Raw genomic sequence first — 20,430 nt, 5'->3', positions numbered from 1 at the left:
GCACGCGCGAGGGGCGGTGGGGAGCACTGTCCCACCGCCCCTCGCGCCTGCGCGCCGTGCTCCGGATCAGACCGCCGGCGACGGGTACGTCGGGTACTCCACCCCGGAGACGTGCTGGACGACCCGGACGACCTGGCAGGAGTAGCCGAACTCGTTGTCGTACCAGAGGTAGAGGATGGCGTTGTCGCCCTCGACCTTGAGCGCGCCCGCGTCGACGATCGAGGCGTGGCGCGAGCCGATGAAGTCGCTGGAGACCGCGTCGGGAGCGCTGATGAAGTCGATCTGGCGCTTGAGCGGCGAGGTCAGCGACACCTCGCGCAGGTGGTCGAGGACGTCCTCGCGGGTCGTCTCGCGGGCCAGCTGGAGGTTGAGGATCGCGATCGAGACGTCCGGCACCGGGACGCGGATCGAGCTGCCGGTGATCTTCGCCTTGAGGTCGGGCAGCGCCTTGGCGACGGCGGAGGCGGCGCCGGTCTCGGTGATGACCATGTTCAGCGGCGCCGACCGGCCGCGGCGGTCCGACTTGTGGTAATTGTCCAGCAGGTTCTGGTCGTTGGTGAACGAGTGGACCGTCTCCACGTGACCGCGCAGCACACCGTACTCGTCGGCCATGGCCTTCAGCGGCGGCACGATCGCGTTGGTGGTGCAGGACGCGCAGGACAGGATCTGCTCGTCCGGCTTGATGGTGTCGTGGTTGACGCCGTGCACGATGTTCGGGACGTCGCCCTTGCCCGGCGCGGTCAGGACGACCTTGTCGATGCCGGGGCGCAGGTGCTTCGACAGGCCCTCGCGGTCGCGCCACTTGCCGGTGTTGTCGATGAGGATGGCGTTCTTGATGCCGTACGCCGTGTAGTCGACCTGCGTCGGGTCGTCGGCGTAGATCACCTTGATGGCGTTGCCGTTGGCGAGGATCGTGCTGTTGTCCTCGTCGACGGTGATCGTGCCCTGGAACTGGCCGTGCACCGAGTCGCGGCGCAGCAGCGAGGCGCGCTTGACGAGATCCTGGTCGCCGCCGCCCCGGACGACGATGGCGCGCAGCCGCAGGCCGTTGCCCGAGCCGGCCTTCTCGATGAGCAGGCGGGCGACGAGACGGCCGATGCGGCCGAAGCCGTACAGGACGACGTCGCGCGGCTCGCGACGGTCGATCTTGTTGGCGCCGGTGGCACCGGCGACGGCCTCGGCGGTGAACTCCGCCACCGACAGGCCGCGGTCGTCGTCCTTGTAGGTCGCGGCCAGCATGCCGATGTCGATCTGCGAGGGACCGAGGTCGAGAGCGGTGAGGGCCTCGAGGAAGGGGAGCGTCTCGGTGACCGACAGCTCCGCGCCGGCGATCTGCCGGGCGAAGCGGTGCGTCTTGAGGATGCTGACCACCGACTTGTTCACCAGGGAGCGGCTGTGCAGCAGGACGGTGACGTCCCGCTCGCGGTGCAGCTTCCCGATCATCGGGATCATCGATTCCGCGATCTCCTCGCGGTTCTTCCAATTGGTGAACGAGTCGTCGTTGACAGTCACGTCTCTATCTTTCGAGCTAGGCGGCGCTCATATGCTAACCCCACTGTTCCTGTGATCGATCAAGTGGGCCCCTCCTTGATCAGATGAGTGCCGGATCGTGCCCGGTCCGGGCCGCGGCCGCATGTCCGTCAGTGTGCGGCACCCCAGGAGTGGGCGACGTCCACCACGACACGGCCGTCCAGGACCTGTACCCGGAACGGCAGCCGGGTCCGGACGCCGAGCCCGATCTGCGTCTCGCCCTCGAAGCTGCCGGCGAAGCGGGCGTCCCGGAAGGTGCGGTAGCCCGTGAGGTCGACACCGGGCAGCGGCCGTCCGGCCCGTCCGGGATACGTGGCGGCGCCGGTCTCGGGCCGGTAGCCGGGCGCGGCGACCCGGACCTCCAGCACGGCTCCGCCGCCGACCGCGATCGTCCGGCCCGAGCCGTCCTGGTGGAGCCGGTCGACGTACCGGACCCGGTAGCCGAGACGGCCGGCCTTCGCGCCCGGCACGTCGACGGTCATCCGGTCGAAGCACGCGTGCCGGCCCGTCCTGACGTCCCGCACCGGCACGGTCGTCGCCGTGGCGCGGGACTCGTCGAGGCTGCCCCAGCCGGTGGGGCACGCCGTGATCCGCGTGGGGGCGGCGTCCGCGGTGACCGCGGCCGTCGCCAGGGCGCCGGTCGTGAGCACGACCGCCATGAGAGCCGCACTGGTTCGTCGCATGATGTCCCCCCGAGGTGAACATATTCGGTTATGAGGTGAGACGGCCCGATTGCCCAAAAGGTTGCGGTGGTCCGGCCGGGCCGCGACGGGGACCCGGCGGACCGGGCCCCGTCCCCTCCGCCTTCGCCGTCAGCGGTCCAGTTCCTCCTGGACGGGCGGCTTGGGCACGTCGCGCAGGTGCTGCGACTGGCCCGGCCTGCCGCCCGCGCGGGCCTGCTGGGCGCGCTGCGCGGGCGAGGTGCCGAGGTCGGAGGCGGGGTCCACGCGGACCGACCGGGCCACCTCCTCGCGGTTGGCGTAGTTCTCCGGCGGGATGCCGCGCAGCGCGGCGACCGCGTCCTTCGAGGCGCCCGACCTGCGCGCCGCCTCGATCAGTTCGTCCTTGCCCGCGGGGAAGTCGACGTCCTTGATGGCGTCGACCACCTCATGGGCGCTGGTGTGGTGGTGGGACATGAGTGCTTCTCCCAGTCCGTGGTTCGACTCCGGAGGACTTCCGGGTAACCGCCTGGGCCCCAGTACTCATATTCCGGCCATTTCGCCCTCTCGCCGCCGTCACGCCTTCCGGTGCCCCGGCCGGATCCGACCGCGGGTCCGGGTGGCCCTCGAACAGGATTGCGCCGTGGGCGATCGGGTACGCGAGGCTGGACCGCGCCCGCGCCGATCACCCGCGCGGGCCCCACCCCACCGCCGCTACCAGGGAATCTGTCATGGAGACACCCGCGAACGACCACCCCGCCACGCCCGCCCAGCGGGCACTGGACGCGCTCGCCGAGAACACCGAGGACACGGCGGCGCTCGACACGCTCGCGAGCAGCGACGTGCTCGTGCCGGTACCGGACGACGCGAACGAGCAGGACGCCGCCGACCCCGGGATGCTGGCCCTGCCGGTGCTGGAGCAGCAGGGCGGCCACCAGGTGGTACCCGTGTTCACCTCGGAGCTGGAGATGGCCGACCTGCTGCCGTACGTCTCGCGCTACCGCATGGTGCCGCTCGGCGCACTCGCCGCACAGTGGCCGGCCGACGACCTGTCACTGTCCATCGACGCCGGCTCGGAGCACCGCCTGACGCTCACGTCGGACGGCGTCCGCACCCTGCTGGCGCGCCCCTAGGCCCTGTCGTCGAACTCCCGTCCGCTTGGCGCCGCCCTGCACGCTCCCCCAGAGGGGCCCACTCGCCGCACCGGCCCCTGACCCGAGTGCGTCCAGTACGAGGGTCAGGGGCCGGCACTCCCCCCAGCCTCCGGCCGGGGGGACCCCCGGAGCACGCACCTGACGCCGCCAGACCCGCCCTCCGGGCGGACGACGGGAGTTTGACGACAGGACCCAGGAGCGCCGGAGCCGGCTCGCCCCCGGGCGGCACGGGGTACCGGGCCGGCCCACCCCGGGCGGCGGCCGGTCAGGAGTCGCCCAGCATGCGGGCCAGTACGGACCGCTGCAGCGGCAGCACCTCGGCGTGCAGGTCGCGGCCCCGGCGGGTCAGGGCGACCCACACGCCGCGCCGGTCCTCCGCGCACATGGAGCGCTCCACCAGTCCCTCCTTCTCCAGTCGGGCGATGAGACGGGACAGCGCGCTCTGACTGAGATGGACCCGGCCGACCAGGTTCTGCACCCGGCACTGGGCGCCTTCCTCCGGCGCCTCGGACACCAGGATGTCGAGCACCTCGAAGTCGCTCGCGCCCAGGCCGTGCGGATGCAGCGCGCGGTCGATCTCGCACATCGTGCGGGCGTGCACCGAGAGGATCTCCCGCCACCGTTCCTCGAGCCGCGCCCCGGCCGTCTTGACTGCCATACCTGCACGGTAACACCGGACGGACGTTCGTTTACCGTGCAACTACCGGCGTGGGGCTGTCGCGGGCGCGGGGAACGGTCCGCCCCGCCTCCGCCCGGCCGGGCTCAGGTCGACTCGCGCCGCACGAGTTCCGTCGGCAGGATCACGGCCGCCGGGTCCTCGCCGCCGATCTGGGCCAGCAGCACCCGGACCATCTCGGCGCTGATCCGGTCCCAGGGCTGGCGGATGGTGGTCAGTTCGGGGCTGGCGGCGACCGCGGCGGGGGAGTCGTCGAACCCGCCCACCGCCACGTCCTCCGGCACCCGGCGCCCGGCCCGCTGCAGCGCGGCCAGCACCCCCTGCGCCATCAGGTCGGAGGCCACGAACACGGCGTCCACGTCCGGAGCCCGCGCCAGCAGCCGCTCCGCGCCCGCCTCGCCGCTGGCCCGGCTGTAGTCGCCGGAGACGACGAGCCGCTCGTCGACCCCGACGCCCGCCTCGGTGAGCACCTCCTGGTAACCGGCGAGGCGCTCCACACCGCCCGGGGTGTCCAGCGGGCCGGTGACCACACCGATGCGCCGCCGCCCCAGCGACAGCAGATGACGGACCATGTCCCGGGCGCCGTCGCGGTCGTCGGCGGCCACGTAACTCACCTTGGAACCCAACCCGATCGGCTTGCCGCACGCCACCAGGGGCACCCCGGCCGCGCGCAGCTCCTCGGCGACCGGGTCACCGGAGTGGCTGGAGACCAGCAGCACCCCGTCGACGTGCCCCGCCGTGATGTACCGCGTGATGCGCCGCCGTTCGTCCTCCGTGCCCGCCAGCATCAGCAGCAGCGGCACGTCGTGCGCGGCCAGCGCCTGCGTGCAACCGCGCAGCAGGACATTGAAGTTGGGGTCCTCGAAGAACCGCTCCTGCGGCTCGGTGAGCAGGAAGCCCACCGAGTCCGAACGCCCGGTGATCAGAGACCGGGCGTGCCGGTTGACCACGTAACCGGTCTTGCGGATCGCGGCGTTGACGGCCTCCTGCGCGGCCGGGCTGACGTAGTGCCCGCCGTTGAGCACCCGTGACACCGTGCCCCGCGAGACCCCCGCCTCGCGCGCCACGTCGTGGATCGTCGGCGGTCGGCGCCGGCCCCCCGTGTTGCTCATGGTCATGACTTTACGGCCCCGGAGAGCAGGTCGAGGCTCCAGAACCGCTGGACGACCAGGAACAGCGCGACCAGCGGGATCACCGCGAGGAACGCGCCCGTGATCACCAGCGTGTAGAGCGCCGGGGTGTTGGCCCCCTGCTCGAGCAGCGTGTACAGACCGAGCGTGATCGGGAACTTCTCGTCGTCGCTCAGCATGATGTACGGCAGCAGGAAGTTGTTCCACACGGCCACGAACTGGAACAGGAACACCGTCACCAGCCCCGGCACCATCATCGGCAGCGCGACCCGGGTGAAGATGCGCCACTCGCTCGCCCCGTCCATCCGCCCGGCCTCCACCACGTCGGCGGGTACGGCCGCCGACGCGTAGATGCGCGCCAGGTAGACGCCGTAGGGGGAGAGGATCTGGGGGAGCAGCACCGACAGGTACGAGTCCGTGAGGTCCGCCTGTGCCAGCAGCAGGTACTGCGGGACCGCGAGGATCACGGGCGGCATCAGCACGCCGGCGAGCAGCACGTTGAACAGCGTCTCGCGGCCCCGGAAGCGGTAGACGGCCAGCGCGTAGCCGCTGAACGCCGACACGGCCGTCGACAGCAGGGCGCCGAGACCGGCGTAGAGGGCCGAGTTGGCCATCCACCGCCAGTAGACGCCGTCGCGGTAGGCGTTCAGGTCGCCCACGTTGTCGGCGAATCCCGTGCCCGGCAGGAAGGTGAAGGTGGAGAACAGCTCGCTGCCCGACTTGGTGGCCGCGACGACCACCCAGGCCACCGGCAGCAGGCAGTAGACCGCGCCGAGCAGCAGCGTGAGCGTCGGCACCAGCGCGATGCGCCGGCGCCGCGGGGGGCCCTGGGCGGTGCCGGGCGTGGTGCCCGCCGCCGGCTGCGCCTTGCGCACGGCAAGGGAACTCATCGTGCTGCCTCCTGCTTGTTGCGCCGGTTGGCCGCCCGCAGGAACCCGAAGGACAGCAGCAGCGTGGCGAGCGCGATGATCGTCGCCTGCGCGGCGGCGGCGTGGACGTCGCCCTTGCCGAAGGCGTCCTGGTACACCTTCATCAGCGGACTCCAGGTCGTGGGAACGGAGTTGGTGAGGGGTTTGAGGGTGGTCGGCTCGTTGAACACCTGGAGCGTGGCGATGATCGAGAAGAAGAACGTCAGCACCAGCGAGGGCGCCACCATCGGGATCTTGATCCGCAGCGCGATCTGCAGCGGGGAGGCGCCGTCCAGCTTCGCCGCCTCGTACACCTCGGCCGGGATGGCCCGCAGCGAGGTGTAGATGACGATCATGTTGAAGCCGGTGCCGCCCCAGACCGCGATGTTGGACAGGGCCAGGTACAGCGGGCCGCCGTCCAGCAGGTCCGGCTGGGGCAGACCGAGCCGGTCGAGCACGAAGTGGAAGGGGCTGACGTCCGGCAGGTACAGGAAGCCCCACAGCAGTGCTGCCACCACACCGGGGATGGCGTACGGCAGGAAGATCGCGAGCCGGGTGACCGGGGTGAAGCGCACCTTGTCGGAGTCCAGCATCAGCGCGAACAGCAGGGCGAGGCCCAGCATCACCGGCACGACGATGCAGCCGTAGCCGAGGACGCGCAGCGCCCCGTCCAGCAGTTCGCTGTCGCCGAGCGCGTCGGCGTAGTTCTGGAAACCGGCCCAGACCTCCTTCCGCGCCCCGGCGCCGAGTCCCAGCCCGGACACCTCCACCTTGCGGAAGCTGAGCCAGACCGCGTACCCGATGGGCAGCGCGAAGAAGAGCAGGAAGAGCACGGAGGCCGGGACGAGAAAGAAGTAGGGGGCGCGAAGCGCTCCTTTGAGGGCGGTGGTGGGAGACGGGTGGGCGTACGGGGCTCCCTTCACCCCGTACGGCCTGCGGCGTGCCGTCGTGCTGCTCACCGAGCGACCTCGAAGCCCTGCTTCTTCAGGTCGGAGACCGTCTCCTCCTGCATGGTGGCGAGGGCGGCGGCGAAGTCCGACTTGTTCTTGGCGGCGGCACCGAACGCGTCCTTGAAGGCCGTGTAGGCGACGTTGACGTTCGGGCCCCAGGCCGCGGGCGCCGTCGTGTTCGCGATCTCGGCGGCCTTGGTGTAGAAGTCCGGCTGGTTGGAGAAGTACGCCGGCGGGCTGGTGAAGGCGCCGCTGAGCTGGGCCGAGGTGGAGGCGGGGTAGATGCCGCCCTCCTTGGCGAGCGCGTTGAGCGCGTCGCCGTCGGTGTTCAGCCAGGCGGCGAACTTCGCGGCCGCGTCCTTGTGCCTGGAGTCGGTGGTCACGCCGGTGGAGGAGCCGCCCCAGCTGCCGGTGCGGTTCTCGGCGGCCGCCCACTGGGGGAGCGGGGCCATGGCCCACTTGCCCTGGGTGTCCGGCGCGGCGGTGGTCAGCGTGCCGGGCGCCCACACGGCGCTGACCCAGGCGATCTGCTTGCCGGTGTTGAGCGCCTTGTTCCAGGACGGGGTGTACATCGGCTGGTTGTCGACGGCGCCCTCCTCGACGAGGCCGCCCCAGAAGTCGGCGACCTTCTTCGTCGCCGGGTCGTCGATGCCGACCTTCCACTTCTCGCCCTCGGTCGTCCACCACTTGGCGCCGGCCTGCTGGGCCAGGCCCGCGAAGAGACCGGAGTCGTTGGCGGAGAAGGTGGTGAGGGCCTTGTCGGGGGCCGCCTTCTTCAGCTTGCGCGCGGTCTCGGCGAACTCCTCCCAGGTGGCCGGGACCTTGAGGTCGTACTTCTTGAACAGGTCCTCGCGGTAGTAGAACATCATCGGCCCGATGTCCTGCGGGACGGCGTAGACGGCGTCCGTGCCCAGCGTGGTCTGCTGCCACACACCCTTGGCGAACTTGCCCTTCACGTCGCCGACCTCGTCCGATATGTCGGCGAGGGCGTCGTTGCTGACCAGCGTCGGCAGTGCCTGGTACTCGGCCTGGACGAGGTCGGGTGCCTGGCCGGCCTTGTGCGCGGTGAGGATCTTGGTGACCAGGGTGTCGCCGGACGCCTGCTTCTTCACCGTGACGGTGATCTGCTCCTTCTTGCCCGGTCCCTTGTTCCACAGGTCGACGACCTTGTCCATGCCGGGCGTCCACGTCCAGTACGTCAGCGAGACCGGACCCGACTGGGCGTCGCCGCCGTCGTCGGACGAGCCGCAGGCGGCGAGGGTGGTGGCACCGAGCGCGACGGCGACGGCGGTCGTCACCAGGCGGTGGCGCTTCGTGTACGGCATGGATCTCTCCCCTGACCTGGGGTCCCCGCCTGCTGCGAGGACCTGCCATGCTTCTGTGAGCGTTCACAGTAGAGAAACATCCCGGACGCTTGTCAATGGTTGTTGCTGTGCGGTTATGTTGGGCCAGCACCGCCGATCATGTGTGTGCACGTTCCCAATCGATCGATCACACCGGGAGACCATCCATGCCGGAGACCACCCCCAGGGGCCTCACCGGGCTCGCCTTCGGAGGGGACTACAACCCCGAGCAGTGGCCCGAGAGCGTCTGGCAGGAGGACGTCCGGCTGATGCGCGAGGCCGGCGTCACCATGGTGAGCGTCGGGATCTTCTCCTGGGCCCTGCTGGAACCCGCCCCCGGCGCCTACGACTTCGGCTGGCTCGACCGGCTCCTCGACCTGCTGCACGAGAACGGCGTCCGCGTCGACCTCGGCACGCCCACCGTCGCACCGCCCGCCTGGTTCTACCGCGCCCACCCCGAGGCCCTGCCGGTCACCGCCGAGGGCACACGCCACGAGTTCGGCTCCCGGGGCGCCATCTGCCACAGCAACGCCGACTACCGCGCCGCCGCGGCGAACATCACCACCAGGCTCGCCGAGCGCTACGGCAGCCACCCGGCGCTGGCGCTCTGGCACGTCCACAACGAGTACGGCGTTCCCGTCTCCGCCTGCTACTGCGACTCCTGCGCCGCGCACTTCCGCCGCTGGCTCGCGACGACGTACGGCACGGTCGACGCCGTCAACGAGGCGTGGGGCACCGCCTTCTGGGGTCAGCGCTACGCGGACCTCGACCAGATCAACCCGCCGCGCATGACGCCGACGGTCGGCAACCCGGCCCAGGCGCTGGACTACAAGCGCTTCGCCGACGCCACCATGCGCGAGAACTTCCGCGCGGAGCGCGACATCCTGCACCGCCTGTCACCCGGCGTCCCCGTCACCACCAACTTCATGACCGCCCTCAGCCAGTGCGACTCCGTCGACTACTGGGCCTGGGGCCGCGAGGTCGACCTCGTCACCAACGACCACTACCTGATCACCGACGGCCGCCGCACCCACGTCAACCTCGCCATGGCCGCCGACCTGACCCGCTCGGTCGCGGGCGGCGCCCCCTGGCTGCTGCTCGAACACTCCACCTCGGGCGTCAACTGGCAGCCCCGCAACCCCGCCAAGGCGCCCGGCCAGATGGCCCGCAACTCCCTGGCGCACGTGGCCCGCGGCTCCGAGGGCGCCATGTTCTTCCAGTGGCGCCAGTCGAGGCGCGGCGCCGAGAAGTTCCACTCGGCGATGCTGCCGCACGGCGGCACGGACACCCGCGTCTGGCGCGAGGTGGTGGAACTCGGCGCCTCGATCGACTCGCTGAACCCCGTCCGCGGCACCCGCACCGAGGCCGACGTCGCGATGCTCTGGGACTGGCACTCCTGGTGGGCGCAGACCCTCCAGTGGCGCCCCAGCGAGGACCACGACCCCCGCGAACGCGCCGACGCCTTCTACGAGGCCCTCTACGACCGCCACCTCACCGTCGACTTCGCCCACCCGGAGGCCGACCTGTCGGCCTACCCCCTCGTCGTCGTCCCCGCCCTGTACCTGATGACGGAGGCGGCCGGGAACAACCTGCGGGAGTACGTGGAGCGGGGCGGAACCCTGGTCGTCTCCTACTTCTCCGGCATCGTCGACGAGCACGACGCCGTCCACGAGGGCCCCTGCCCCGGCGCGCTGAGGGACGTGCTGGGCCTCACCGTCGAGGAGTTCTCGCCGCTGCTGGCGGGCGAGCGGGTGCGGATCACCGGCCCCGACGGCTCCGAGCTGAGCGGCGACGTGTGGACGGAGTTCGTCGTCCCGCGCGGCGCCGAACCGGTGTGGACGTACGCCGACGGCCTGACCGCCGGCCGCCCCGCCGTCACCCGGCACCGCCTCGGCGAGGGCACCGCCTGGTACGTCTCCACCCGCCTCGGCACCGAGGGTCTGGACGCGGTCCTCGGCTGGGCGTCGGAGGACGCGCGCGTCCCCGCCCGCGCCGGCCTGCCCCGCGACGTCGAAGTGGTGCGCCGCACCGGCGGGTCGGGCACCTTCCTGTTCGCCGTCAACCACACCGCGTCGGACGCCGAGGTGCCCCTGGACACCCACGGCACCGAGCTGCTGACCGGCGAACCCGTAGCGGGCCCCCTCGCGGTCCCGGCTGGATCCGTACGGGTCGTACGACTGGACGACTAGCCGGACGGCCCCTCCCCTCCCCGGCCCACCGGGGAGGGGAGGGGACCGGCACCGGACACGGCGGCCGGAGGCCCGGACGGCGAAGCCCCCTCCGCGCCGCCCCCCGAAGTGCCCCGGACGGGTTCCCGGCGTTAGGCTGGCGGGCAGCCGCGGCCGGTGCGCGCGGCGCGGCGGTGGGGCCCGCCGTACCCGAACCGCGGCACGGGTGCCGCCAACGGTCCCTACTTGCGAACGGGGGCACCCCCATGCCCGGCGAGTAGGAGACGTACGACCATGACAGCCCCGGACACGGACAGCCTCGGCGGTGTACGTCCCGCCGCGCCCCGGCGCCCCGCCCGGCGTACGCAGGCACCGGTCGTCGCGGCCGTCGCGCTCGGCGGCGGCACCGGCGCCGCCGCCCGCTACGCCGTCTCCCTGGGATGGCCCGCGCACGCCGGCGGCTTCCCCTGGGCGACCTTCTGGATCAACGTCACCGGCTGCGCCGTGATCGGCGTGTTCATGGTCGTCATCACCGACGTGTGGGCCGCCCACCGCCTCGTGAGGCCCTTCTTCGGCACCGGCGTGCTCGGCGGCTTCACCACCTTCTCCACCTACGCCGTCGACAGCCGGCAGCTGTTCGCCACCGGCCACGCCCGCACGGGCCTGGCCTACCTCGCCGCGACCCCGCTCGCGGCGCTCACGGCGGTCGGCCTCGCCGCATGGGCGACCCGCCGCGTCCTGAAGCGGAGGCAGCCATGACACGGCTCACCGGCAGCGCCCTGCGCCTGACCGTCCTCGTCGGCGAGAACGACACCTGGCACCACCGGCCCCTGTACTCGGAGATCGTCCACCGGGCCCACCGGGAGGGCCTCGCCGGCGCGAGCGTCTTCCGCGGCATCGAGGGCTTCGGCGCCTCCTCGCTGATCCACACCACCCGGCTGCTGTCCCTGAGCGAGGACCTGCCGGTGGCCGTCGTCGTCGTGGACACCGAGGAGCGCGTACGGGCCTTCCTGCCGCAGCTCGACGAACTGGTCACCGAGGGCCTGGTGATCCTCGACGACTGCGAGGTCATCAGGTACGCCGGCCGTGAGGAGACGCCCGGTGGGCCGGGCGTGAGGGATCCGGAGGGCGGGAAGCCGTCGTGAACTGGCTGCTGGTCGTCGTGGGCGCCATGGTCGGTGCCCCGCTGCGCTACCTCACCGACCGCGCGGTGCAGTCACGGCACGACTCGGTCTTCCCCTGGGGCACCTTCACGGTGAACGTCGTCGGCTGCCTCGTCCTCGGCGTGCTGACCGGCGCGGCGCTCGCCGGAGCCGCCTCCTCCCGTCTCCAGCTGCTGCTCGGCACGGGTCTGTGCGGCGCCCTGACGACGTACTCGACCTTCTCCTACGAGACGCTGCGGCTGGCCGGGACGGGCGCCCGCCTGCACGCCGCCGTCAACGTGGCGGCGAGCGTGGCGGCCGGTCTCGGCGCGGCCTTCGCGGGGGTGACACTGGCCGACGGGCTCTGGGCGTAGGCGTCCTGCTGTCCGGACTGCTCCGCGCAGGCCCGCCGCACAGCCGGCCGCCGGGCGCCTCAGCGGTTGTCGCGCAGCGGCTCTCCGACGCTGCGCAGGTGACGCAGCGCCTCCCGGTGCGAGGCGAGCAGCCCGGTCTGGTGGTAGGGGACGCCCAGCTCGGCGCAGTACCGCTCGGTGATGACCTGGGCCTTGGCGAGGGCGGGCGTCGGCATGCTGGGGAACAGGTGGTGCTCGATCTGGTAGTTGAGGCCACCCATGAAGGCGTCGATGAACGCCCCGCCCCGCACGTTGCGTGAGGTGAGGACCTGCCGGCGCAGGAAGTCGAGCCGCGTGCCCTCCTCGATCATCGGCATGCCCTTGTGGTTGGGCGCGAAGACCGAGCCGAGATAGACCCCGAACAGACCCTGGTGCACGGCGATGAAGGCGAGCGCCTTGCCGGGGGACAGGACGGTGAACAGGCCGCCGAAGTACAGGACGAAATGGGCGACGAGCAGGGTTCCCTCCAGCACCGGCCGTTTCATCGACGGGCTGCGCAGTGCCTTGAAGCTGTTGAAACTCAGATTGAGGCCTTCCAGCGTCAGCAGCGGGAAGAAAAGTGCCGCCTGGTGTTTCCCGACGAACCGGGGAATTCCTCGTGCCCTGCTCGCCTGGCGCCGTGACCAGACCAGGATGTCGGGGGAGACGTCCGGGTCCTTCCCCTCGTGATTGGGATTGGCGTGGTGACGGGTGTGCTTGTTCATCCACCAGCCGTAGCTCATGCCCAGCAGCAGGTTGGCCACCAGCAGACCACCCGCCTCGCTCGGGCGGCGCCGTGAGAAGACCTGGCGGTGGGCGAGGTCGTGGGCGGCGAGCCCGAGCTGGCCGAAGACGACGGCCGACGCCACGGCGACGATCAGCTGGCTCCAGCCGTCCCCCAGCACGGTGAAGGCCGTGACGACGCCGGCGAGCGCGAGGGCGACGGTGCCGAAACGCACCGTGTAATACAGCGGGCGGCGCCGGAGCAGCCCCGCCTCGGATATGCGCCGCGACAGTTCGGAGAAGTCGCTCCCCTTTTCGCCTCCTTTTCCGCGTGCCTTTTCCTTCTCGCGGGCGGGCGACGTTTCGATGAGCACCGTGGGATTGGTCATGAGCCCAGTATGGGAAGGGACGCCCGCCCGCAGAATGACGTCTGCACCCGAAGGCGGGGTGCAGCCAGCCCCACCCCCCGCACACCGGGCCGCACCCGCAGGGAAGATGGTGACCATGAGTACGTCCACGACCTTCCAGCCGGTTCTGGAACGCATCGCCGAAGAGATCGAGCGGACCCCCGGCAGCGGCCGGCCCGCCGACTACATCCCGGCGCTCGCCGCCTGCGACCCGCGCCGCTTCGGCATGGCCGTCGCCGAACCGGACGGCACGGTGTACGGAGTGGGGGAGTGGCGGGAACCGTTCTCCGCGCAGTCCATCACCAAGGTCTTCACCCTCGCCCTCGACCTGGCCCGGGAGGGCGACGCCCTGTGGGAGCACGTGGGCCGCGAACCGTCCGGCAACCCGTTCAACTCCCTGGTGCAGCTGGAGTACGAGAACGGCATCCCGCGCAACCCGTTCATCAACGCGGGCGCCCTGGTCGTCACCGACCGGCTGCACACCCGTACCGGCGACGCGGCGGGCGAACTCCTCGCCTTCCTGCGCGCCGAGAGCGGCAACCCGGACCTGACCTTCGACGAGGAGGTCGCCGCCTCCGAGACCACCCACGGCGACCGGAACGCCGCCCTGGCCCACTTCATGGCGTCCTACGGCAACATCGACAACCCGGTACCGGTCCTGCTGGAGCAGTACTTCCGCCAGTGCTCCGTCGCCGCCTCCTGCGCCGACCTCGCCCTCGCCACCGGGTTCCTCGCCCGGCACGGGATCCGCGCCGACGGCAGCCGGCTGCTGAGCCGCAGCCAGGCCAAGCAGGTCAACGCGGTGATGCTGACCTGCGGGACGTACGACGCGGCCGGTGACTTCGCCTACCGGGTGGGCCTGCCGGGCAAGAGCGGGGTCGGCGGCGGCATCATCGCGGTCGTGCCGGGCCGCTGCACGTTGTGCGTGTGGAGCCCAGGTCTGGACGAGCGGGGCAATTCGGTCGCCGGGGTGTCGGCCCTGGACCGCTTCACGACGCTGACGGGACTGTCGGTCTTCTGACCCGGGCCCGGCCGGTCAGCCCCGTTCCGCCCGCCCCGCCTTGAGCCGCAGGGCCAGCGCCATGACGCCCGCGCCGAGCCCCGCCGTGCCCAGGATCGCGCCGGTCCCCTGCCAGCCCGGCTCGTCCGGGGCCGGCTCCGCGGTCGTGGTCGCCGTCGCCGTCGCGTGAGCGGGTGGAGCGTGGGGGCCCGGCCGCGGCCGGGTGTCCTCGGGCTCCAGCGAACCGACCGGGTCGACCCGTCCGGCGGCGTCGAACCCCCAGTCGAGCAGTGAGCGGGCCTCCTCGTACACGGCGTACCCGTCGCCCTCCTGAGGGTTCATCACGGTCACCACCAGGGTGCGCCCGTCGCGCCGGGCGGCGGCGACGAGCGTGTTGCCGGCGCTGCTCGTGTAGCCGTTCTTGATGCCGATCAGCCCCGGATAGGGCTCCACCCCGTCCGCACCCGTGAGCAGCCGGTTGGTGTTCATGATCCCGTACGAGTCGCCGTCGCCGTCGGGGAACATCGCGTCGATCCTGGCGCAGTACCGCGCGAAGTCGGGGTTGCGCAGCCCCGCCCGCCCGAAGACCGCCAGATCGTACGCCGAGGAGACCTGGCCCGGAGCGTCGTAGCCGTCGGGCGAGCGGACGTGCGTGTCGCGGGCGCCGAGGGCGCGGGCCTCGGCCTGCATCCGGGCGGCGGCGGTGTCCCAGCCGCCGACGAGCGAGGCGAGGACGTGGACGGCGTCGTTGCCGGAGTTGAGGAACACACCGTTCCAGAGGTCGGAGACCCGGTACGTGCGTCCCTCCACGACCCCGACCAGACTGCTGCCGGGCCCGATGCCCGACAGTTCCTCGGTGCTCACCCGGTGGCTGATGCCGCCCGGCAGGACCGGCAGCACCGTGAGCGCGAACAGCGTCTTGAGGGTGCTGGCGGGCGGGAGCGGGCGGTGCGCGTCGTGCGCGGCCAGCACCTCGCCGCTGCCGGCGTCGGCCACCACCCAGGCCAGGGCGGAGACATCGGGGACCTCCGGCGCGCCGGGACGGAGCCGGACCTGGGTACCGGAGCGGTACAGCAGGGACGGCTGCGGTGCCGTGGCCCGTGGCCCGCCGGGCGCCCCGGGGTCCGGCCGCACCATGCGGGCGGCCGCGGCGGCGGGCATGAGCGTCAGAAGGCCCGCCACGCAGAGCACACAGGCTGACCGAGTCGCCCGAGATGAAAATCCGATAGTCATATCGCAAACGTAGGAATGGGACCGCGCAACGCCACCCTGGCCGGGCCGAGTCGCGTCCGAGAGCACCCGGATGGCCGTAGCGGACCCGGACCGCGGCGGACCACCGCCCGCCCGTCCGTCAGCCGGAGGGCAGCGTCGGCCGGACGTGCCGCAGGAACGTGGCGTTGTCCGGCGTCCGGCGCATCTGTTCGAGCAGTGTCTCCGTACCGGACTGCCCGTCCCGGGGCCCCAGGGCCCGCCGCAGGCCCCGTACGGCCGCCGACTCGGCGGCGGAGAGCAGGAGTTCCTCACGCCGGGTGCCGGAGCCGGTCAGGTCCACGGCCGGGAAGACGCGGCGCGAGGCGAGCTCCCGGCTGAGCCGCAGCTCCATGTTGCCGGTGCCCTTGAGCTCCTCGAAGTAGAAGTCGTCCGCCCGCGAGCCGGTCTCCACCAGCGCGGTGGCGAGAACGGTGAGCGAGCCGCCCTCCTCCGCCTTCCGGGCGGCCCCGAAGAACCGCTTGGGCCCGATCAGCGCCCCGGCGTCGACACCGCCGCTGAGCGTGCGGCCGCCGGAGGCGGCGGCGTTGTTGTGCGCCCGGCACAGCCGGGTGAGGGAGTCGAGGAGGATCACGACATCCTCGCCGGCCTCGACGAGGCGCTTGGCCCGCTCGATCACCAGGTCGGCGAGCGCGATGTGGTGCCTGGCGCTCAGGTCGAACGTCGAGGCGTACACCTCGCCCCGGACGGAGCGCCGCATGTCGGTGACCTCCTCGGGCCGCTCGTCGAGCAGCACCACCATCAGGTGCGCCTCGGGGTGGTTGCCGGCGACGGCGGCGGCGATCTGCTGGAGCAGAATGGTCTTTCCGGTCTTGGGCGGGGCGACGATCAGACCGCGCTGGCCCTTGCCGACCGGGGCGACCAGGTCGGCGACGCGCCCGGTCAGCCCGGCCGCGGGGTGCTCCAGGCGCAGCCGCTCGTGCGGGTGCAGCGGGGTCAGGTCCCGGAAGTGCCGTCGGCCGCCGGGCCCCGCGGGCATCCGCCCGTTGACCCGGACGACGTCGGTCAGGGCGCGGCGGTCGCCGAGCACGCCCTCGACCAGGTCGCCCTTGCGCAGTCCGTGCCGGCGGACCAGCGCGGGGGGCAGGGACAGGTCGGAGGGTTCGGGAAGCAGGTTCCCGCCGCGCAGGTGGCCCCTGCCTCCCGCGTCGACGTCGAGGACACCGGAGGCGATCTCGGCCGGGGAATGCTGCACAGGAGGGTGTTCGAGTGTGGTGGTCATGGTGTTCGGTCCTTTCACGGACGCGGGCATGAGACATGCGGAAGGAAGGGGGAGAAGCCGTGCGGGGGGTCGGACGACACCCTGGGAGCGGCGGGGAACGGCAGCTCGGACGCCGGGGAAAGGCCCTGCTCACGAGGTTGTGCCGGGAAGCGGACGCGCCGGTCGCGTCATGACGGGCGGGTCGGCGAATCGAAGGGGAAACCGCACCGGAGCCCCGAGGGGGCGTACGCAGGTGCTGACCGCACTGTACCACCGCGAGCGGTGGAGCGGGGGGAAGCGGACGGCCGTACCGTCACACTGCGCACAACGCGGCCGGTGCCGCGTGTATTCCGTGCCGCGGTCGCCGACCCGCTCGTCGGCCGGGCGGCGGAGGTCCTGGTCGGGGCCGGCCCGCCCGCCGCGAACGCGTCCGCGAGCACGACCGTGAGCGCCTCCACCCCCTCGGCGGCCGCGCGGAGCAGGACCATCCGCGCGACGCCGACCGCGTCGGCCCCTGCCCCACGCCTGCCGCCGGGCCCGCCTCCGAACAGCGCGTTCCCGCCGGGTGGAGCCGACAGGCTCTAGGCTGACCCGAATGTTCAGCCCCGAAGGCCCCACCCTGCGTGAACTCGCCGTCCAGGCGCTGTCGTCGGTCGAGCGCGGCTACGACCTGCTCGCCCCGAAGTTCGACCACACCCCGTACCGCACGCCCGACCGGGTCCTGGACGCCGTGGCGTCGGCGCTGGAGCCGGTCGGGCCGTTCGGTACCGGCCTCGACCTGTGCTGCGGCACGGGCGCGGCCGTGGGCGTCCTCGGCCGGGTGTGCCGGGACCGGGTCACGGGCGTCGACTTCAGCGCGGGCATGCTGGCGGTCGCGCGCCGGCGCCCCGTGCCCGAGGGCCCCGCGGTCTCCTGGGTGCGCGCGGACGCCCGTGCCCTGCCGTTCGGGCCCGCCTTCGATCTCGTGGTGAGCTTCGGGGCGTTCGGGCACTTCCTGCCCCGCGAACTGCCCGGGCTGTTCACCCAGGTGCGTTCCGTGCTGCGGCCGGGCGGCTGCTTCGCCTTCCCCGTCGGCGCCCCGCCCCGCCCCGGCTCCCGGACGTACTGGACACTGCTGGGCTTCGACACGGCGATGCGCGTGCGCAACGCGCTGTGGAGGCCGCCGTTCGTCATGTACTACCGCACGTTCCGGCTCGGTGACGTGGGCCGCGAGTTGGCGCGCACCGGATTCCGGGTCGACCTGCACGCCCTGCCCGCCCTCGGACGCCGGCCCGACGGCAGCCCGCGTGCCCGGCTGGTCGTGGCCCGGCGGCTGCCGTGAGCGGCGGTCTCCCGGTCCCCCCGTGCCGCCGCCGCACCCTCACCGGGCGCTCACAGGACGCTGTACACGGCCTCCACCAGTGCCATCTTCCGCGGGTCGTCGGCGATGTGCGGCCCCATGCGGTTCATCGCGTAGCCCAGTGACACCCCGGCCTCGGGATCCGCCAGTCCGCAGGACCCGCCGAAGCCGTCGTGACCGAAAGCCCGCGGGTTGGGCCCGTAGGAGCCGTTCGGGCCGCTGAGCCACAGTCCGAGACCGATCTCCGTCTCGTGCGCGAAACCGGCACCGAGGACCAGGTCGCGACAGGCGCCCTGCCCCTCGCGCACCCGCTCGGCGGCCTGCGGGGACAGCAGACGCCGGCCGCCGTACGATCCCCGGCCCGCGAAGATCCCGTAGAGCGCGGCGACCGCCCGCGCCGTGCCGTGTCCGTTCGCCGCGGGGATCTCGGCGGCCCGCCACGCCGCCGTGTTGGCCTCCGCCGCGCCCGCCGGGGGATTGGTCAGCGCGGCGAGGGCCGCGGGCGACAACTGGGCGAAGACCGCCGCCTGTTCGCTGTCGGAATCGGCACGAGGATGCACCAGCTCGGCCGCCCGGCCCGCCTCCCGTTCGGGCAGGCCGATGGTGAAGTCGATACCGAGCGGCCCGGTCACCTCGCGCTCGAGGAACGCCCCGGGCAGCAGCCCCGACACGCGCCGCACGACCTCGCCGACCAGGAATCCGTACGTGACCGCGTGGTAGCCGGACCGGGTGCCCGGCTCCCACCAGGGCTCCATGGCCGCCAGCCGCGAGGTGGTCGACTCCCAGTCGTACAGAGCGGCCAACGGGTGCGGTTCGCGCAGGCCGGACAGGCCGGCGCGGTGCGACAGGAGGTGCCGTACGAGCACCTTCTCCTTCCCCGACGCGGCGAACTCGGGCCAGTAGAGGGCCACCGGCGCGTCGAGGTCGAGCAGGCCCCGGTCGGCGAGGATGTGCGCGCACAGGGCGGTCGGGCCCTTGGTCGTCGACCACAGGTTCACCAGCGTGTCCCGCTGCCAGGGGCGGGTGCGGGCCGCGTCGGCCCAGCCGCCCCACAGGTCCACCACCGTCACGCCGTCGACGGTGACGGTCACCGCGGCGCCCAGCTCGCCCCGGTCCCGGAAGTTCTTCTCGAACGCCGTGCGCACCGCCGTGAAGCGGGCGTCGCAGTGGCCGTCGACCTGTGCCTCGTGTTCGGACATGGGCCCTCCGTCGTACGCCGGGGAACCGGGCCGCGATGTGACGGCCCGGACCCCAAGAACGTACCGACTGGTCGGACCGGGCGGAAGTCCGCGGGCACGGCCCGTCCGGGCTCAGGCGTAGGAGCGCAGCCAGCGCAGCTTCGCGGCGTCCTGGAAGGGGCCGCCGCCCTCGTGGTCGTTGAAGTCGTACACCTCGATCGCCTTGTCCTCGTGCGCCCACGCGTTGAACGCCGCGAAGACGGTCGACGGCGGGCAGGTCTGGTCCTCCAGGGCCGCCGAGAACAGGGCGGGAGCACGACCGCGTGCCGCGAAGTGCACGCCGTCGAAGTAGGACAGCGTGCGCAGGGCGTCCTCCGTGCGGCCGCGATGCGTCTTCAGGTACAGGCCGACCTCCCGGTACGGGTGCCGGTCGGTGAGCGTCACCGCGCGCGGGAAGTCGCAGAGGAACGGCACGTCCGGCGCGACGGCCGTCAGGTCCGGCACCAGACCGCCGACCGCGATCGTGATGCCGCCGCCCTGGCTGCCGCCGAGCGCGACCGTGCGCGCCGGGTCGGTCAGCGGGTGCGAGCGGGCCGCCTCGACCGCGCGCACCGCGTCGGTGAAGACGCGGCGGTAGTAGTAGTTCTCCGGGTCGTCGATGCCGCGGGTCATGAAGCCCGGGTACGCGGGCGCGCCGCCGACCGGGTCCGCGGTCCCGCCGCCGCCGCCCCAGGCGCTGCCCTGGCCTCGGGTGTCCATCACGAAGTGCGCCCGGCCCGTGGACGCCCACAGCAGGTGCTCGTGCGGCAGTCCGCGCCCGCCGCCGTACCCGACGAACTCGACGACCAGCGGCAGCGGCTCCTCGGCCGCGGCGGGCAGGGAAAGCCAGCCCTTCACCGGGTGACCGCCGAACCCGGCGAACGTCACGTCGTACACCCGCAGCGTGGACAGTCCCGTGTCGACCGGTTCGAAGCGCGCGTCGAGGTCGTGCGCGCGGGCCTCCTGGAGCGTCTTGCTCCAGAACGCGTCGAAGTCCTCGGGCTCGGTGGACTCGCTGCGGTACTCGCGGAGTTCATCGAGCGGAAGGTCGAACAGGGCCATCGATAACCGCCTTTGCGGGTGCGGGGAGACAGTGCCGGACCGTACGGATGATCACACCGTACGTGAGTGGTCGGGCGACTCGCCAGGTCCGGCCCGACGCGGTACCGCGTCGGGCCGGACCTGGCGAGTCGCCGGTCACCGGCACCGGGAACCGGCGGTG

General features: G+C 72.3%; 20 protein-coding genes. 7 read left to right on the top strand and 13 right to left on the bottom strand.

The window, feature by feature from the left end; translation table 11 throughout:
• Nucleotides 1-66: 66 nt before the first annotated feature.
• The 3 genes from ACIRFH_RS08970 to ACIRFH_RS08960 all read right to left on the bottom strand — a co-directional run bounded on the left by ACIRFH_RS08970 (nucleotide 67) and on the right by ACIRFH_RS08960 (nucleotide 2,666).
• Entirely contained in the window at nucleotides 67-1,512 is a 1,446-nt protein-coding gene (locus ACIRFH_RS08970) for a glyceraldehyde-3-phosphate dehydrogenase (protein WP_403518336.1), read from the bottom strand.
• A 128-nt stretch (nucleotides 1,513-1,640) separates the two neighbouring features.
• Nucleotides 1,641-2,213 (bottom strand): hypothetical protein, encoded by a 573-nt coding sequence (locus ACIRFH_RS08965; RefSeq protein ID WP_403518335.1) that lies wholly within the window; start codon nucleotides 2,211-2,213, stop codon nucleotides 1,641-1,643.
• Between the two features lie 129 nt (nucleotides 2,214-2,342).
• Nucleotides 2,343-2,666 carry a DUF2795 domain-containing protein gene (locus ACIRFH_RS08960; RefSeq protein WP_403518334.1) on the bottom strand — a complete coding sequence of 108 codons (324 nt, stop codon included), beginning with the start codon at nucleotides 2,664-2,666 and terminating at the stop codon, nucleotides 2,343-2,345.
• Between the two features lie 254 nt (nucleotides 2,667-2,920).
• Between ACIRFH_RS08960 and ACIRFH_RS08955 the strand changes: the two genes are divergently transcribed.
• The gene (locus ACIRFH_RS08955; RefSeq protein WP_403518332.1) at nucleotides 2,921-3,322 is read left to right on the top strand and encodes an SseB family protein; all 402 of its coding nucleotides are present in this window, start codon (nucleotides 2,921-2,923) and stop codon (nucleotides 3,320-3,322) included.
• A 286-nt stretch (nucleotides 3,323-3,608) separates the two neighbouring features.
• On the opposite strand, the gene ACIRFH_RS08950 is transcribed toward ACIRFH_RS08955, so the two are convergent.
• The 5 genes from ACIRFH_RS08950 to ACIRFH_RS08930 all read right to left on the bottom strand — a co-directional run bounded on the left by ACIRFH_RS08950 (nucleotide 3,609) and on the right by ACIRFH_RS08930 (nucleotide 8,332).
• Nucleotides 3,609-4,001, bottom strand: coding sequence for a MarR family winged helix-turn-helix transcriptional regulator (locus ACIRFH_RS08950; RefSeq protein ID WP_403518330.1), 393 nt, complete (start codon nucleotides 3,999-4,001; stop codon nucleotides 3,609-3,611).
• 104 nt (nucleotides 4,002-4,105) lie between these two features.
• Nucleotides 4,106-5,137 (bottom strand): LacI family DNA-binding transcriptional regulator, encoded by a 1,032-nt coding sequence (locus ACIRFH_RS08945; RefSeq protein WP_403518328.1) that lies wholly within the window; start codon nucleotides 5,135-5,137, stop codon nucleotides 4,106-4,108.
• Nucleotides 5,134-6,039, bottom strand: coding sequence for a carbohydrate ABC transporter permease (locus ACIRFH_RS08940; protein WP_403518326.1), 906 nt, complete (start codon nucleotides 6,037-6,039; stop codon nucleotides 5,134-5,136). The genes ACIRFH_RS08945 and ACIRFH_RS08940 overlap by 4 nt, the downstream gene beginning before the upstream one ends.
• Nucleotides 6,036-7,016: a carbohydrate ABC transporter permease gene (locus ACIRFH_RS08935; RefSeq protein WP_403518324.1), complete on the bottom strand. Its 981-nt coding sequence runs from the start codon at nucleotides 7,014-7,016 to the stop codon at nucleotides 6,036-6,038. The genes ACIRFH_RS08940 and ACIRFH_RS08935 overlap by 4 nt, the downstream gene beginning before the upstream one ends.
• Nucleotides 7,013-8,332, bottom strand: a complete 1,320-nt coding sequence (locus tag ACIRFH_RS08930; RefSeq protein ID WP_403518322.1) for an ABC transporter substrate-binding protein — start codon at nucleotides 8,330-8,332, stop codon at nucleotides 7,013-7,015. Before ACIRFH_RS08930 ends, ACIRFH_RS08935 begins: the two co-directional genes overlap by 4 nt.
• Before the next feature lie 185 nt (nucleotides 8,333-8,517).
• Here ACIRFH_RS08930 and ACIRFH_RS08925 point away from each other — a divergent pair, with 185 nt between their 5' ends.
• From ACIRFH_RS08925 to crcB, 4 genes are all read left to right on the top strand, one after another.
• Complete coding sequence (locus ACIRFH_RS08925; protein ID WP_403518320.1) at nucleotides 8,518-10,539, top strand: beta-galactosidase; 2,022 nt, start codon at nucleotides 8,518-8,520, stop codon at nucleotides 10,537-10,539.
• Between the two features lie 273 nt (nucleotides 10,540-10,812).
• Nucleotides 10,813-11,277, top strand: a complete 465-nt coding sequence (locus ACIRFH_RS08920) for a fluoride efflux transporter FluC (RefSeq protein ID WP_403518318.1) — start codon at nucleotides 10,813-10,815, stop codon at nucleotides 11,275-11,277.
• A complete protein-coding gene (locus tag ACIRFH_RS08915; protein WP_403518316.1) occupies nucleotides 11,274-11,663 on the top strand; it encodes a DUF190 domain-containing protein in 390 nt (129 codons plus the stop codon). Before ACIRFH_RS08920 ends, ACIRFH_RS08915 begins: the two co-directional genes overlap by 4 nt.
• Nucleotides 11,660-12,034, top strand: coding sequence for a fluoride efflux transporter CrcB (gene crcB, locus ACIRFH_RS08910; protein ID WP_403518315.1), 375 nt, complete (start codon nucleotides 11,660-11,662; stop codon nucleotides 12,032-12,034). The genes ACIRFH_RS08915 and crcB overlap by 4 nt, the downstream gene beginning before the upstream one ends.
• 59 nt (nucleotides 12,035-12,093) lie before the next feature.
• On the opposite strand, the gene ACIRFH_RS08905 is transcribed toward crcB, so the two are convergent.
• The gene (locus ACIRFH_RS08905) at nucleotides 12,094-13,164 is read right to left on the bottom strand and encodes a fatty acid desaturase family protein (RefSeq protein WP_403518313.1); all 1,071 of its coding nucleotides are present in this window, start codon (nucleotides 13,162-13,164) and stop codon (nucleotides 12,094-12,096) included.
• A 106-nt stretch (nucleotides 13,165-13,270) separates the two neighbouring features.
• Between ACIRFH_RS08905 and ACIRFH_RS08900 the strand changes: the two genes are divergently transcribed.
• Nucleotides 13,271-14,203 (top strand): glutaminase, encoded by a 933-nt coding sequence (locus ACIRFH_RS08900; protein ID WP_403518311.1) that lies wholly within the window; start codon nucleotides 13,271-13,273, stop codon nucleotides 14,201-14,203.
• 15 nt (nucleotides 14,204-14,218) lie between these two features.
• On the opposite strand, the gene ACIRFH_RS08895 is transcribed toward ACIRFH_RS08900, so the two are convergent.
• Complete coding sequence (locus tag ACIRFH_RS08895) at nucleotides 14,219-15,415, bottom strand: D-alanyl-D-alanine carboxypeptidase family protein (protein WP_403518309.1); 1,197 nt, start codon at nucleotides 15,413-15,415, stop codon at nucleotides 14,219-14,221.
• A gap of 118 nt (nucleotides 15,416-15,533) precedes the next feature.
• Nucleotides 15,534-16,673 (bottom strand): transcription termination factor Rho, encoded by a 1,140-nt coding sequence (rho, locus tag ACIRFH_RS08890; protein ID WP_403518307.1) that lies wholly within the window; start codon nucleotides 16,671-16,673, stop codon nucleotides 15,534-15,536.
• 574 nt (nucleotides 16,674-17,247) lie between these two features.
• Here rho and ACIRFH_RS08885 point away from each other — a divergent pair.
• Nucleotides 17,248-17,973, top strand: a complete 726-nt coding sequence (locus ACIRFH_RS08885) for a class I SAM-dependent methyltransferase (RefSeq protein WP_403518305.1) — start codon at nucleotides 17,248-17,250, stop codon at nucleotides 17,971-17,973.
• A 50-nt stretch (nucleotides 17,974-18,023) separates the two neighbouring features.
• Here ACIRFH_RS08885 and ACIRFH_RS08880 read toward each other — a convergent pair whose 3' ends face one another.
• Both ACIRFH_RS08880 and ACIRFH_RS08875 read right to left on the bottom strand, forming a co-directional pair.
• Nucleotides 18,024-19,190: a serine hydrolase domain-containing protein gene (locus ACIRFH_RS08880; RefSeq protein WP_403518303.1), complete on the bottom strand. Its 1,167-nt coding sequence runs from the start codon at nucleotides 19,188-19,190 to the stop codon at nucleotides 18,024-18,026.
• 111 nt (nucleotides 19,191-19,301) lie between these two features.
• Entirely contained in the window at nucleotides 19,302-20,270 is a 969-nt protein-coding gene (locus tag ACIRFH_RS08875; protein ID WP_403518301.1) for an acetylxylan esterase, read from the bottom strand.
• Between the last annotated feature and the right edge of the window lie 160 nt (nucleotides 20,271-20,430).

It is taken from the genome of Streptomyces sp. NPDC093586 (assembly GCF_044764905.1).
Classification (GTDB): Bacteria; Actinomycetota; Actinomycetes; order Streptomycetales; family Streptomycetaceae; genus Streptomyces.
This window is presented reverse-complemented; position numbering and strand designations above follow the sequence as displayed.

Bases quoted from the DNA above. Each gene is read 5' to 3' on its own strand.
- ACIRFH_RS08920 (WP_403518318.1), top strand. From the start codon at position 10,813: ATGACAGCCCCGGACACGGACAGCCTCGGCGGTGTACGTCCCGCCGCG.
- ACIRFH_RS08880 (WP_403518303.1), bottom strand. From the start codon at position 19,190: ATGTCCGAACACGAGGCACAGGTCGACGGCCACTGCGACGCCCGCTTC.
- ACIRFH_RS08915 (WP_403518316.1), top strand. From the start codon at position 11,274: ATGACACGGCTCACCGGCAGCGCCCTGCGCCTGACCGTCCTCGTCGGC.
- ACIRFH_RS08950 (WP_403518330.1), bottom strand. From the start codon at position 4,001: ATGGCAGTCAAGACGGCCGGGGCGCGGCTCGAGGAACGGTGGCGGGAG.
- ACIRFH_RS08895 (WP_403518309.1), bottom strand. From the start codon at position 15,415: ATGACTATCGGATTTTCATCTCGGGCGACTCGGTCAGCCTGTGTGCTC.
- ACIRFH_RS08925 (WP_403518320.1), top strand. From the start codon at position 8,518: ATGCCGGAGACCACCCCCAGGGGCCTCACCGGGCTCGCCTTCGGAGGG.
- ACIRFH_RS08960 (WP_403518334.1), bottom strand. From the start codon at position 2,666: ATGTCCCACCACCACACCAGCGCCCATGAGGTGGTCGACGCCATCAAG.
- ACIRFH_RS08930 (WP_403518322.1), bottom strand. From the start codon at position 8,332: ATGCCGTACACGAAGCGCCACCGCCTGGTGACGACCGCCGTCGCCGTC.
- rho (WP_403518307.1), bottom strand. From the start codon at position 16,673: ATGACCACCACACTCGAACACCCTCCTGTGCAGCATTCCCCGGCCGAG.
- ACIRFH_RS08875 (WP_403518301.1), bottom strand. From the start codon at position 20,270: ATGGCCCTGTTCGACCTTCCGCTCGATGAACTCCGCGAGTACCGCAGC.
- ACIRFH_RS08955 (WP_403518332.1), top strand. From the start codon at position 2,921: ATGGAGACACCCGCGAACGACCACCCCGCCACGCCCGCCCAGCGGGCA.
- ACIRFH_RS08940 (WP_403518326.1), bottom strand. From the start codon at position 6,039: ATGAGTTCCCTTGCCGTGCGCAAGGCGCAGCCGGCGGCGGGCACCACG.
- ACIRFH_RS08900 (WP_403518311.1), top strand. From the start codon at position 13,271: ATGGTGACCATGAGTACGTCCACGACCTTCCAGCCGGTTCTGGAACGC.
- ACIRFH_RS08905 (WP_403518313.1), bottom strand. From the start codon at position 13,164: ATGACCAATCCCACGGTGCTCATCGAAACGTCGCCCGCCCGCGAGAAG.
- ACIRFH_RS08965 (WP_403518335.1), bottom strand. From the start codon at position 2,213: ATGCGACGAACCAGTGCGGCTCTCATGGCGGTCGTGCTCACGACCGGC.
- ACIRFH_RS08885 (WP_403518305.1), top strand. From the start codon at position 17,248: ATGTTCAGCCCCGAAGGCCCCACCCTGCGTGAACTCGCCGTCCAGGCG.
- ACIRFH_RS08945 (WP_403518328.1), bottom strand. From the start codon at position 5,137: ATGACCATGAGCAACACGGGGGGCCGGCGCCGACCGCCGACGATCCAC.